This is a genomic window from Streptomyces sp. NPDC057617 (genome assembly GCF_042800555.1).
Taxonomy (GTDB): Bacteria; Actinomycetota; Actinomycetes; order Streptomycetales; family Streptomycetaceae; genus Streptomyces.
In genome coordinates this window covers 54,217-67,260 of record NZ_JBHVGV010000012.1, presented here as the reverse complement: position 1 = coordinate 67,260, position 13,044 = coordinate 54,217, and the positions used below count along the sequence as shown (strand labels likewise).

At 69.3% G+C, this 13,044-nt stretch carries 11 protein-coding genes; 8 read left to right on the top strand and 3 right to left on the bottom strand.

Annotated elements, in window-relative coordinates:
- Nucleotides 1-16: 16 nt before the first annotated feature.
- From ACFU9P_RS27180 to ACFU9P_RS27170, 3 genes are all read right to left on the bottom strand, one after another.
- A complete protein-coding gene (locus ACFU9P_RS27180) occupies nucleotides 17-343 on the bottom strand; it encodes a MiAMP1 family antimicrobial peptide (protein ID WP_384085572.1) in 327 nt (108 codons plus the stop codon).
- A 132-nt stretch (nucleotides 344-475) separates the two neighbouring features.
- Entirely contained in the window at nucleotides 476-1,567 is a 1,092-nt protein-coding gene (locus tag ACFU9P_RS27175) for a PP2C family protein-serine/threonine phosphatase (protein WP_384085569.1), read from the bottom strand.
- 135 nt (nucleotides 1,568-1,702) lie between these two features.
- Nucleotides 1,703-2,176, bottom strand: a complete 474-nt coding sequence (locus ACFU9P_RS27170) for a DUF1348 family protein (RefSeq protein WP_384085566.1) — start codon at nucleotides 2,174-2,176, stop codon at nucleotides 1,703-1,705.
- Nucleotides 2,177-2,420: 244 nt separating this feature from the next.
- On the opposite strand from ACFU9P_RS27170, the gene ACFU9P_RS27165 reads away from it, so the two are divergent.
- The 8 genes from ACFU9P_RS27165 (at nucleotide 2,421) to ACFU9P_RS27130 (ending at nucleotide 12,894) form a co-directional block, all read left to right on the top strand.
- On the top strand, nucleotides 2,421-3,122 hold the full coding sequence (locus ACFU9P_RS27165; protein WP_384085563.1) for an alpha/beta fold hydrolase: 702 nt from the start codon (nucleotides 2,421-2,423) through the stop codon (nucleotides 3,120-3,122).
- A gap of 262 nt (nucleotides 3,123-3,384) precedes the next feature.
- The gene (locus tag ACFU9P_RS27160) at nucleotides 3,385-4,311 is read left to right on the top strand and encodes a ketopantoate reductase family protein (RefSeq protein WP_384085560.1); all 927 of its coding nucleotides are present in this window, start codon (nucleotides 3,385-3,387) and stop codon (nucleotides 4,309-4,311) included.
- A gap of 170 nt (nucleotides 4,312-4,481) precedes the next feature.
- Entirely contained in the window at nucleotides 4,482-5,015 is a 534-nt protein-coding gene (locus ACFU9P_RS27155) for a DUF302 domain-containing protein (RefSeq protein WP_376382748.1), read from the top strand.
- Between the two features lie 102 nt (nucleotides 5,016-5,117).
- Entirely contained in the window at nucleotides 5,118-5,978 is an 861-nt protein-coding gene (locus ACFU9P_RS27150; protein WP_384085556.1) for a ketose-bisphosphate aldolase, read from the top strand.
- Nucleotides 5,979-5,982: 4 nt separating this feature from the next.
- On the top strand, nucleotides 5,983-6,774 hold the full coding sequence (locus tag ACFU9P_RS27145) for an HAD-IA family hydrolase (protein WP_384085553.1): 792 nt from the start codon (nucleotides 5,983-5,985) through the stop codon (nucleotides 6,772-6,774).
- A gap of 71 nt (nucleotides 6,775-6,845) precedes the next feature.
- Complete coding sequence (gene dhaL, locus ACFU9P_RS27140; protein WP_376382753.1) at nucleotides 6,846-7,532, top strand: dihydroxyacetone kinase subunit DhaL; 687 nt, start codon at nucleotides 6,846-6,848, stop codon at nucleotides 7,530-7,532.
- Between the two features lie 118 nt (nucleotides 7,533-7,650).
- A complete protein-coding gene (dhaK, locus tag ACFU9P_RS27135) occupies nucleotides 7,651-8,646 on the top strand; it encodes a dihydroxyacetone kinase subunit DhaK (RefSeq protein WP_376382754.1) in 996 nt (331 codons plus the stop codon).
- 174 nt (nucleotides 8,647-8,820) lie between these two features.
- Nucleotides 8,821-12,894: a discoidin domain-containing protein gene (locus ACFU9P_RS27130; protein WP_376382756.1), complete on the top strand. Its 4,074-nt coding sequence runs from the start codon at nucleotides 8,821-8,823 to the stop codon at nucleotides 12,892-12,894.
- The last annotated feature ends 150 nt before the right edge of the window (nucleotides 12,895-13,044 follow it).

Sequence of the window (13,044 nt, the reverse complement as noted above, 5' to 3'; positions counted from 1 at the left end):
CCGTCAGTGGCAGACGTCAGCAGTGGATCTCGATGCTCCGCCAGCCGAACGACGCGTTCCGCTCCCCGTCGCCCCGGAACTTGTAGTGCCCGTGCCCTCTCGGGCAGTCGCGGTCGTTGTACATCGTGGCGTCCTGGCCGCGGTGGTCGAAGTAGTAGGAGGCACGGTTGCCCTCGGCCAGATTGCTGCAGCCGCAGGCCCGGATGTGCTGGGGCTGCCCCTTCTGATTGGACAGCGGATAGCCGTACCAGTCGCTCGCCAGCGCAGCTCCGGAGCCCAGGGCCATTACGGCGGCCGTCGCGGCCGAGATGACTGTGGTGCGCAGGGTGTGACGGTTACGCATGACAACTCCTCCAGTTGACCAGAAGCGGTTGGCTACTGTGCGCTCCCATGTGAACATGATGTGTCGTCGGCGCGCGAGCGGAACGATCACGGCCGAGGGCGTTGCTGGGCGTTCGCCGAATCACGCGAAAGGTCAGGCGAGTCCGCGGGCCATGGTGACGCGCTGGGCGACCAGTGCCGCGAGATCGTCCATATGGGCGCCCGAGACATACGTGAGGATGTCCTGGTGGAGGTCGTCCAGGAGCTGGCGCGGCGGGGCGAAGGCCCACTGGCGGACGCGCTGCGTGAGCGGGTAGAAGCTCCCCGTACGGTCACGGGTCTCGCTCACACCGTCGGTGTACAGCAGCAGGCGGTCGCCGACGGTGAACGGGATGATGTCGACCTGGTAGTGATCGCCGAGCAGCGCGGCCATGTTCATGGGCGCCGACGGCCGGCTGGGTTCCACCTCGCGCACCTCACCGCGGTGCAGCAGCAGCGGCGGGGGATGCCCGCAGTTCACCACGCGCGCGACGGGCGCGCCGACGGGAATCTCGACCAGCACGATGGTCACGAAACGCTCCAGCACATCCTCGCTGGGGACATGGTCGCAGTACCGGTTGATGCTGGTCTCCAGCCGCCGCGCCAGCGCGGGCAGGTCCGGCGCGTCCTGCACGAACACCCGGAACGAGCTGAGGATGACCGAGGCGGCCTCGACCGCGGGAAGCCCCTTGCCGCGTACATCGCCGACGATCAGCCGCACCCCGTACGGCGTCTGCCGCGCCTCGTAGAAGTCGCCGCCGATCCGGGCGTGCGCGGCGGCGGCCTGGTAGAGCACCTCGATGCCGATCTGGCCGAGGCGCGCGGGGACCGGCCGCAGCAGCACCTGCTGCGCGGTCTCGGCCACGGCGCGGACCTCGGCGAGGGTGCGCTCGCGGTTCTGCCGTTTGTGGCTGGAGTACGCGGCGGCCAGGGTGATGGCCGCGATCGCGAGCAGCGTGAAGTAGCCCGGAGTCTGGTTCAGGTTGTGCTCGGTGGCCAGGCCGAGGGCGATGTCGGCCACCATGGCCAGCAGCCCGATGGCCAGCGTGCCGCCCACCGGGTACATGGCCGCGGCCAGCGCCGGCGCCACTCCCAGCAGGCGGTTGAACTGCAGATGCGGGGTGAGGACGGCCGCCGCCGTGATCACCACGATTGTCAGCAGCGGGGTGAGGAGCGCCGGCTCGAACGGCCGGCCCTCTGCTCGCATCCGTCGCGAAAGCCGCTTCGGAGCGATCAGGAGCCTGAACGAGCGAGCTGCATGAATGGCAGATTCCTCTCTTTCCGATGCATTTGAGGTAACTGACACTTTTCGGTGCGCGAGTCCAATAGTCAAGGCCTGACTTCAGAGACCGAGGGCGCTCAGTCCCGGGTGGTCGTCCGGGCGCCGCCCCAGGGGCCAGTGGTATTTGCGCTCGGATTCCTTGATCGGAAGGTCGTTGATGCACGCGTAGCGGTGATGCATCAGACCGTTCTCGTCGAAGTGCCAGTTCTCGTTGCCGTACGAGCGGTACCAGTTCCCGGAATCGTCGTGGCACTCATAGGCGAAGCGCACGGCGATACGGTCACCGTCGAAGGCCCAGAGTTCCTTGATCAGCCGGTAGTCCAGCTCCCGCTCCCATTTGCGGGTGAGGAACGCGATGATTTTGTCGCGGCCGATCGGGAACTCCGACCGGTTGCGCCAGTAGGAATCCACGGTGTACCCGAGCGCGACCTTCTCGGCGTTGCGCGTGTTCCAGGCGTCTTCCGCCGCTCGGACCTTCTCGATGGCGGTTTCCCGGGTGAAGGGCGGCAGAGGAGGGCGCTGTGCGGAGTTCATTCTGTCTCCAGTGGTCGGAGTCGCGAGTCGGAGTCGCGCCGGTGAGGTGACCTGGCGGGTCGGCCCGGTGGGCCGGCCCCGGACGGGGCCCGTTGCCCGGGCCGCCGGGCCGGCCGGCACGGTGTCTCCATTGGCCCATACGCCCCGAACCGGCTCTCCGCGCCGCGCGCAGCGGGTAACCCGTACGGCATGCGGGCGCGGGTGGCCGGGGGGCGTTGTCAGACCCTCGCGCTACGTTTCGACCATGGCTGAATTCGTATTGGTGGCAGGCGCGTGGCTCGGATCGTGGGCGTGGGACGAGGTGGTGCCCGGACTGCGCGCGGCCGGGCACGGCACCCACCCCCTGACACTGTCCGGCCTCGGTGACAGACGGGGTGTGCCGGCCGGACAGCAGACCCATGTCCAGGACATCGTCGAGGAGGTGGAGCGGCACGATCTGCGCGAGGTCGTGCTGGTGGGGCACAGTTACTCGGGCATCCCGGTCGGCCAGGCCGCCGAACGGATCGGCGACCGGCTGGCCCGTATCGTCTTCGTCGACTCCGGGGTTCCGGTCGACGGCGAGTCGTTCGCCTCCGGCTGGTGGCAGGGCCGGGCGGTGTTCGAGGCCACGCTCGCGGAGAACGGCGGCTTCTGGGCACCCCTGCCCGCGGCCGAATACGCGGGCCAGGGCCTCACCGACGAACAGATCGCCCGGATCGTGGGCGGCTCGACACCGCACCCGGGCGCCAGCCTCACCGAACCGGCCGTGCTGCCGCGCCCGCTCGGTGAGCTTCCGGCGACCTACATCAAGTGCCTGCTCGACGGTCCCGAGCCGGACGAGGAGGTGGCCCGGCTGCTGACCAGCGAGCGGTGGCGACTGGTGAAGATGAACACCGGGCACTGGCCGATGTTCTCCCAGCCGCACGAGCTGGCGCAGATCCTGCACCGGGAGGCCACCCGATCCTGAGCGGCTGTTCCTCGTTCCTCGCACTTGTCCTCCGGGCGTTCGCGACCTCGTAACCCCGGCTGGCCCGAGGCGGTCGCGGGCGAGCCCCTCTCCTCGGCAGCACTGAGCCGCTGCTCGGTTGAAGCGCCGTGCGGCGGCCGGGTCGGGGTCCGCCGTCGGCCACTCCGCCCGGCGGCGGGTCAGTCCCCGCCTGGGATCTCGCCGTCGGGTACCTTCGCCCGCGTAGCAGCCGGTGCTGACCCCTCGCGTGAAAGGCCACGACATGAAGATCCTGATCGCGGGGGCGGGCGCCGTCGGAGGCATGGTCGGCGCCTGTCTCACCGACAACGGCCGCGACGTCACCTTCCTTGTCCGGCCCGCCCGCGCCGAGCAGCTCCGTGAGCACGGTCTGCGTATCACCGACGGCCGGAACACCCAGGTGGTACGGCCGGACGTGGCCACCGCCGACCGGCTCACCGCGCCGTACGACCTGGTCCTGCTCGCAGTGAAGGCCGACGCCCTGCCCCAGGTGATGGACGACATCGCACCGGCCGTGGGAGCGGACACGGCCGTCATGCCCTTCCTCAACGGCATGCGGCATGTCGACGCACTCACCGGACGGTTCGGGACCGCGGTGATCGGCGGTGTCATCCGGGTCGCCGTCCAGCTCGACGACCACGGCACGATCGTTCGGCTCGCCCCTGCCATCGAGATCGAGGCGGGCGAGCTGGACGGTTCGACCAGCGCACGGCTGGACCGGGTCGTCGAGGTGTTCGACGTCCCCGGCATCGAGGTGCGCGGACGGAACGACATCGTCGACGCGATGTGGGCCAAGTGGGTCTTCATCGCCGCGATCGGCGCGGTGACCTCGCTGATGCGGGCTCCTGTGGGGGACATCGTGGCGGTGCCGGGAGGGACGGCCTTCGCGGAGGGGGTCCTCGCCGAAGCGGCCGCTGTCGCCCGGGCGGCGGGCCATCCGGTGGCGGAGAAGGCACTGGCGGCCACCCGGGCCACCCTGACGGCCACCGGATCGCCGATGACCTCCTCGATGTCGCGGGATCTCGCCGAAGGCCGGCACACGGAGGTGGACAGTGTGCTCGGCGACCTGTGCGACCGTGCCCGCGGCCTCGGTGTCGCCACGCCCCTCACCGATCTCGCCGTACTCGCGCTGCGCGTCCACAACCGCCGCGTCCTGCACGCGGCCGGCTGACCGCGCCGGCGCCCGCTCCCGCGTCACGCACGGGAGCCGACAGGACCGGCGGCTGACGTCCCCGGAGAAGGTGCCGGACACACCGACGGCTCGTAACGTGATGAAGGGCGCTCTCGAAAAGATCGGCCGACGCCATGACCATCACCGCACCACACGCCACGCAACACACCATGACCCGCCTCGACATCCCGACCGGGATGGGCTTCGACGAGTTCCGCCGACGCTTCGAAGAGGCGGCTCCTGCCTTCGACACCGCCGCGACGCTCCGTATCACCGATACCGGCGGCACCTGGGACGACGTACGGGCGGCCATCGACGCCCAGGCACCGTACGGCCTGCTCGTCTTCGCAGTCATCGACGGCACCTCACTGATGGCGCCCGCGGGACACCACACCAAGGCCGTCGAGTATCTGCTCGGCAACCACCTGATCGCGGAAAAGATGTTCCGCCACAGTCCTCTGGCCATGCTGTACGCGCCGCTGCGCATCCTGGTCCACAGCGACGCCTCCGGCATGGCGGTCTTCGCTCTCGACCAGCCCAGCACGGTCTTCGCCGGCATCGGCATTCCACAGGTCAGCGAGGTGGGCGTGGAGCTGGACCGCAAGGTGGCGGGTCTCCTCCGGGGAATCGGAGTCGAGCCGCCCCGGGCACTCACCGACTCCACGGCGCCCCAGGGCGGGACCCGCCGGGGGCATCCCGGCTGAGTGGCGGCGCCCGGCCGACTGGCGTCGAATGGACGTGGAGCGTCCGGCCCTCGCCCCAGGGCCGGACGGCCATTGGGGTGAGCCCGAGCCCAGGAGTCCGCCGTGTCCGTCGTACCGCTGACCGACATCCTGTCCGACGCCTTCAAAGAGCGTTACGGCGTGCCGGCCATCAATATCTTCAACGATCTCACCCTGGAGGCGGTCCTCGCGGCCGCCGTGGAGAAATCGTCGCCCCTGATCGTGCAGACATCCGTCAAGACGGTCAGATCGATCGGCAGCGATGTCCTGTACGCCATGTGGACGTCCATGACGGCGGGTATCGAAGTGCCGGTCACCCTGCATCTCGATCACTGTCCGGAGCGCGAGGTCATCAGCGAGTGCCTGCGGCGGGGCTGGAATTCCGTTCTCTTCGACGCCTCCCGCCTGCCGGTGAAGGAGAACATGCGGCAGACGGTCGAGGTCGTCGCCGAGGCCCGCGCGTACGGCGCCCATGTGGAGGGCGAGATCGAGTCCATCACGGGTGTCGAGGACGACATCGGCACCGACAAGGCGGCCGCTCAGCAGGACCTGGACGTGGCGCTGGAATTCCTCGCGACAACCCATGTGGATGTCTTCGCACCCGCCATCGGAAACGCCCACGGCACATACAAGCGCGCACCGGTGCTGGACTTCCAGCGGGTCTCCGACATTGTCGCGGCCCATGCGCTCCCGATCGCACTCCACGGCGGCAGCGGACTGTCCGACGAGCAGTTCCACGACCTCATCGCCCGTGGCTGCGCGAAGGTCAATATCTCGACCGCTCTCAAAGAGACATTCATGAAGTCGAGCCTGGCCTTCCTCGAATCGGCCGCCGAGAAGCAGAAATGGGATCCGCCCTCCCTGTTCCGTTCCGTCCGCCAGGATGTGATCGGAATGGCGGGCTCGCTCATGACGCTGTTCGGCAGCGCCGGACGGGCCGGGTGACACCATGCCCGCCCTTGTCTTCGACTGCGACGGAGTGCTCGCCGACACCGAGCGGTACGGGCATCTGCCCGCGTTCAACCAGACGTTCCGGGAATTCGGTCTGCCCGTGCGCTGGAGCGACAGCGAATACGCCGGGAAAGTGAAGGTCGGCGGGGGAAAGGAGCGGATGAAGACGCTCCTCACGCCCCGGTTCATCGCCGCGGCCGGACTGCCCAGTGACACCGACGCGCTCGACCAGCAGATCGCGAGATGGCACCGGCGCAAGACCGAGGTGTACACCGGGATCATCCAGAGCGGCACCATCCCGCCCCGGCCCGGGGTACGGCGGATCGCCGCCGAGGCCGACGCCGCCGGATGGACCCTGGCCGTCGCCTCCACCTCGGCGGAGCCCGCCGTACGGAGTGTGCTGGAACTCGCCATGGGGCCCGAACTCGCCGCGCGCTTCGCCGTGTTCGCCGGAGACGTCGTCCCGCGCAAGAAACCGGCCCCGGACATCTATCTGTACGCGCTGGACCAACTCGGCCTCGGCCCCTCGGGCGTGGTCGTGATCGAGGACAGCCGGAATGGAATGCTCTCGGCGCTGGACGCCGGCCTCGGGTGCGTCGTCACGCCCAGCGCCTACACCGGTGACGAGGACTTCACCGGCGCGCTGCTGGTCGTATCGTCCCTCGGCGACCCCGCGCCCCAGGAGACCGCCACGGAGGTGCTGAGCGATCCCCTCGGCGCGGACCCGCGTCCTTTCGTCCGGCTCGCCGATCTCGAATTCCTGCTCTCCGCCGCCCCTGGCGCGAAGTGACACCAGGCCGAACAGGCCGGTCGGACAGGCCACAGAGGCCGAACAGGCCCGACAGGCCGGACAGGAGCGACATGTCAGCGACATCACCGACAGCGGGCAGCGAATCGACGGCCAACAGCGATCTGGAGTTCGTCGTCAGAACCATCGCGCAGACCGCGGTGGACAACGAACGCGAATTCGGCGAACTCGACGCCGTCGTGGGCGACGGCGACTTCGGATACTCGCTCGCGCGCGGCTTCGAGATCGTACTCGCCGACTGGGACACCTTTGACCGCAGCTCCCCGTCGGCCTTTCTGAAGAAAGTGGCCCTGGTGATCTCCAAACGCGTGGGCGGGACATCGGGGCCGCTGTGGGGCACCGCGTTCCTCCGGGCGGCCGGAGCCGTCAGCGACCGGACCGAACTGGACGGTACGGACGCGGTCGCCATGCTGCGCGCCGCCGCCGAGGGCATCAAGGTACGGGGCAGATCCGACCTCGGCGACAAGACGCTGCTGGACGCCCTGATCCCGATGACCGACGCGCTGGAGGAGGCGATCCGGGCCGTACGGACCGGCGGTGGTGCCGCGGACCCCGTCGGTCTCGCGCGGGTCGCCGCCTCGGCCGCCCGTACCGCCGCCGACGCGACCACCCCGATGCTGGCGAGACGCGGCCGGCCGAGCTACACCGGCGAGCGCAGCATCGGCTCGCCCGACGCGGGGGCCGTGGCCATCGCGGTCATCGCGGAGCGCATCGCCGACGAATGGGCGCGGCGTACCTGACCTGTTCCCCGACCCGGTACCTGTTCCGTGACCCGGCACCCGCCCCGTGCCACAAGCACCTCCGCGGTGCCTCAACACCCCTCCCGTGCCTCAGCGTCGAGATCTTGGAGCGACCCCGATGAAGAAGTTCGTCAACGACCCGAAGAACTATGTGCCCGAGATGCTGCAGGGGCTGGCTCTCGCCAACCCCGACAGCCTCCGTTACGTCCCCGAGTACAACCTGATCATGCGCGCCGACGCGCCGCGCGCCGACAAGGTCTCCCTCGTCCAGGGCTCCGGCTCCGGACACGAACCGGCCCATGTCATGAGCGTCGGCAGGGGAATGCTCGACGCCGCGTGCCCCGGCGACGTCTTCGCCGCGCCGCCCACCGACTATGTGTACGAGACGGTCAAGCTGGTCGCGTCCCCGAAGGGCGTGCTGCTGCTGGTCAACAACTACACAGGCGACCGTATGGCGTTCGAGATGGCCGAGGAACTCGCCGAGGCCGACGGAATCACCGTCCGTACACTGGCCATCGACGACGACGTGTCCGTACAGGACTCGACATACACGGTCGGCCGGCGAGGAGTGGCCGGCAACTTCTTTGTGATGAAGGCCGTCGGGGCGGCGGCCGAGCGTGGAGCCGACCTCGACGAGGTGTACCGGATCGGCGCGAAGGTCAACTCCGTCACCCGCACCATGGGGATGGCTCTCACCGCCTGCACCCCGCCGGCCAAGGGCTCCCCGCTGTTCGAACTGCCGGACGACGAGGTCGAGATGGGCGTGGGGATCCATGGCGAGCCGGGGCGGCGGCGCGAGAAGCTGCGGCCCGCGGACGAGATGGTGCGGGAACTCGTCACAGCGGTCGTCGACGACCTCCCGTACACCTCCGGTGACAGTGTGGCTCTGATGGTCAACGGCCTGGGCGGCACTCCCATCGGGGAGTTGTATCTGGTGTACGGGCTGGCGCACCGGCAACTCGCGGAGCGCGGTATCGAGATCCGCCGCAGCTATGTGGGCGAGTACTGCACCTCACTGGACATGGCGGGCGCCTCGATCACCCTGGTCCGCCTGGACGACGAGATCTCGGACCTGCTCGCGGCTCCGGCGGAGATCCCGGTCCGGGTGTTCTGAGACGGGCCGCCCGGGGGAGCCCCGCCGCGGGCGGTTCGTACGCTTTGGTTCTTCTGGCAGAAATCTGCCGTACCTCTTGACAGGCCGCTCAGGGCGCACCACGATCTGACATCGTTGTCATTCGGTTGCTGGTTCACCATTCTGTGGCAGCGTGCCTGATCGGAGCTTCTGTTGATGTCTGTCCCGCCCTCACCGCCGTCCCGTCGCTCGGTTCTTGGCGCAGGCTCCACTCTGCTGGCCGGATTTGGTCTGGGGATGGTGCTTCCCGCCCACAGTTATGCCGCGACCGAGGGCATCCCGGCCGCCGCCCGGACCAAGGACGAGCTTGCCGCGTACCGCCCCGTGACCGTCTCCTCCACCGACTACGCGCCGACGCCCGGGCGGTTCGTCGTGGACCGGCTCGACTCCGCCGGGGTGCGCGGGTCGGGGTGGCGGGCGGCGGACGGGGATCCGCAGTGGATCTCCGTCGACCTCCAGGGCGTGTGCGACGTCGAGTCGCTCCGGCTCGTCTTCGAGGCGACCGCCGATGACCCGCCGTACACCGACGCCCCCGGCGGCAACCCGCGCGACCGCACCACGGGCCAGGAGATCCTCTCCAGTTGCGCCGTCGAGTTCGAGATCGAGGTCTCGCGGGACAACCGGTCCTGGACGCAGGTCCACCGCACCGATTCCGGGCGGGGCGGGGTCGTGGAGATCACGCTGCCGAAGCCGGTCACCGCGCGCTGGGTGCGGATGACCGTACACAAGCGGTCCAACGCCAACCCGCTGGGCCTCAACGGTTTCCAGGTGTACGGCGTGAGCCGCGGCGCGCGCCCGGAGGGCACGGGATGGACGGACTGGGGGACCCGCCGTCGTGAGGTCGAGCCGCTGAAGGTCGCCGCGGACGGAACCGTACCGCTGGAGTCCGGCTGGGACCTGACCATGGACGACTGGGCGGGCGGCGAGGGCGCCGAACTGTCCAGGACCGCTGTGGACACGAGCGGCTGGCTGCCCGCGACCGTACCGGGCACCGTGGTCACCTCGCTCGTCGACCAGGGCCACCTTCCCGACCCGGTGGCGGGGCTGAACAACCTCCAGATCCCCGAGGCGCTCTCCCGCCACGCCTGGTGGTACCGGCGCCGCTTCCGGCTCCCGCGCGGTTTCGACTCCGGCCGTGGCCGCCGGGTCTGGCTGGAGTTCGACGGCATCAATCACGAGGCCGAGATCTGGCTGAACGGCACCAGGGCGGCGACTCAGACCTTCCCCTTCGCCCGTGGCTCGTACGATGTGACCGAACTGCTGGCGGGGGCCGACGAGCATGCCCTCGCGGTACGGATCAGCCCGATGCCGTTCCCGGGCAGCCCGACCGACAAGGGGCCCGAGGGTCTGGCCTGGGTGGACGCCGGTGCGACGACGATGAACCGCAATTCGCCCACATATCTGGCCTCTTCCGGCTGGGACTGGATGCCGGCCGTACGGGACAGGGCCGCCGGGATCTGGAACCATGTACGGCTGCGGTCCACCGGTGACGCCGTCATCGGCGATCCGCGTGTGGACACCACACTGCCGGATCTGCCGGACACCCGTACCGCTGAGCTGACCGTTGTGGTCCCGGTCCGTAACGCCGCCACCACCGACAAGCGTGTCACGGTGTCCGCGTCCTTCGGTCGGGTCAAGGTCTCGCAGTCGGTCACCGTGCCCGCCGGCGGCTCGGCCGAGGCCACCTTCACCCCCGCGACCCATCCCGAGCTGCGGCTCCGCGATCCGGAGCTGTGGTGGCCCAACGGCTACGGCGAGGCGAACCTCCACGACCTCACCCTGGTGGCGTCGGCCGACGGACGCGAGAGCGACCGGCGTGCCACCCGTTTCGGTATACGGCAGTTCGGTTACGAGTACGACATCCCGCTGACGTTCCAGTCGGCGTCCGACTCCTACGCGGAGACCGTGGACTTCGCCCCGCAGACCGCCCGTTATGTGCGAGTGCTGTGCCGGACGCGCGCCACCGACTGGGGTTCGTCGATGTGGGGCCTCGCGGTGATGGACAGCTCCCGGGCCGACACCGATCTGGCGCTCGGCAAGCCGGCCAACGCGTCCTCCGTGGACGACCCGGGCAACGCGGCGGGCAATGTGACGGACGGCAATCCGCGGACGCGGTGGTCGTCGTCGTTCGAGGACGGCCAGTGGGTACGGGTGGACCTCGGCTCCGCCGTGCGGTTCGACCGGGCGGTGATCACGTGGGAGCGGGCGTACGCGAAGACGTTCGCGGTCGAGGTGTCCGCCGACGGTGACACGTGGACCGAGGTGAAGGCGGTCGACCACTCCGCCGTACCACTGCCGTTCACCGGCGGCAGCGCGAGCCTGCAGACGACCGAGTTCACGGCTCAGACAGCGCGTCATGTGCGGGTGCTGTGCACCAAGAGGGCCACGAGCTGGGGCTGTTCGATGTGGAGCCTGTCCGTGGTGGACAGCGGCCGTCCCGGTACGGACCTGGCGCTGCGCAAGGACGCGACCGCCTCGTCCGCGGAGAGCGGCAGCGGGGCGGGCAACGCGGTGGACGGGAACGGCGCCACGCGCTGGTCCTCGGAGTACCGCGACGGCGAGTGGATCCAGGTCGATCTCGGTGAGCGGGTCTCCTTCGACCGGGTCGCGATCGTCTGGGAGTCCGCGTACGCCGCCGCGTACACCATCCAGGTGTCCGACGACGGCGAGTCGTGGCGCGATGTGACCTCCGTCGACAACGCGACCGTACCGCTGAAGATCAGTGTCAACGGGGTGCGGGTGTTCTGCCGGGGCGGCAACTGGGGCTGGGACGAACTCGCGCGGCGCATGCCCGCGGCGCGCATGGACGCGGCCGTCCGGATGCACCGGGACATGAACTTCACCATGATCCGCAACTGGGTGGCGAGCAGCAACCGTGAGGAGTTCTACGCCAGTTGTGACGAGCACGGCATCCTCGTCTGGAACGATTTCCCCAACGCCTGGGCCATGGACCCGCCGGACCACGACGCGTTCAACGGCCTCGCCCGGGACACCGTACGGCGCTACCGGATCCACCCCAGCGTTGTGGTGTGGTGCGGTGCCAACGAGGGCAATCCGCCGGAGGCGATCGACACCGGGATGCGGGAGGCGGTCACGGCGGAGGCGCCCGGGCTGCTGTACCAGAACAACTCGGCGGGCGGGATTGTGTCCGGCGGCGGCCCGTACGGCTGGATCGAGCCGGCGGACTACTTCTCGTCCTCGACCTACGGCGGCGGGGTGTTCGGCTTCCACACGGAGATCGGCATGCCCACGGTGTCGACGGCGGAGACGATGCGCAATCTCGTGGGCGACGGGCCGGAGTGGCCGATCGGCGGTGCGTGGTTCTACCACGACTGGAGCACCCGGGGGAATCAGGCGCCGCAGAACTACCAGGCGGCGATCGAGGCGCGCCTCGGCACCGCGAAGGGTCTCGACGACTTCTGCCGGAAGGCGCAGTTCGTCAACTACGAGAACACGCGGGCCATGTTCGAGGCGTGGAACGCGCGGCTGTGGGACGACGCGAGCGGTCTGATGCTGTGGATGTCGCACCCCGCCTGGTACAGCACGGTGTGGCAGACGTACGACTACGACTTCGATGTCAACGGTACGTACTACGGCGCCCGGACGGCGTGCGAGACCCTGCATGTGCAGGCCGACCCGAACGACTGGCGTGTGATGGCGGTCAACCACACACCGCGTGACATCCCGGGCGCGGTGGTGACAGCGCGGTGTTACGGGCTCGACGGCCGCCGGATCGGTGCGGAGAAGCGGCAGAAGGCGGACCTGAAGGCGTCGGCGACCACCCGGGTGTTCACGGCGGACGTGGCCGGGGACCTGCCGGCGTTCCATCTGCTGCGGCTGACTCTCACGGACGCGCGCGGGCGTGTGCTGTCGGAGAACACCTACTGGCGCTACCGCGATCCGGAGGACATGCGGGCCCTCAACTCGGTCCGTGCGACCAAGGTGTCGGTGGATCCGGGCCGGGTGAGCCGGTCGGGCGAGCGCAGGGAGCTGACCGCACGGGTGCACAACCGGGGGTCGTCCGTGGCGGCGATGGTCAGGCTGTCGCTGCGGGACGCGCGGACCGGTGACCGGGTGCTGCCGGCTCTGTACGGCGACAACTATCTGTGGCTGCTGCCCGACGAGGCCCGGACGGTCACGGTGTCCTGGCCCGCCGAGGCGCTTGCTTCGGGGCGGCCGCGGCTGTCGCTCGACGGATACAACGTGCCGACCGTCTCGGCGAACGCCTGAACAGTAATTTCGGCGACTTCGTCAGATATTGACGCTGACCGGTCAATAAATTTCGGTTCCTCGTCTTGCTCACGGCCTTCCGTGTCCCTACGTTGAGTGGCGTTCGCACCACGCGCGCCGGGACGTAGGGACACGGACCGGACCGAGCCG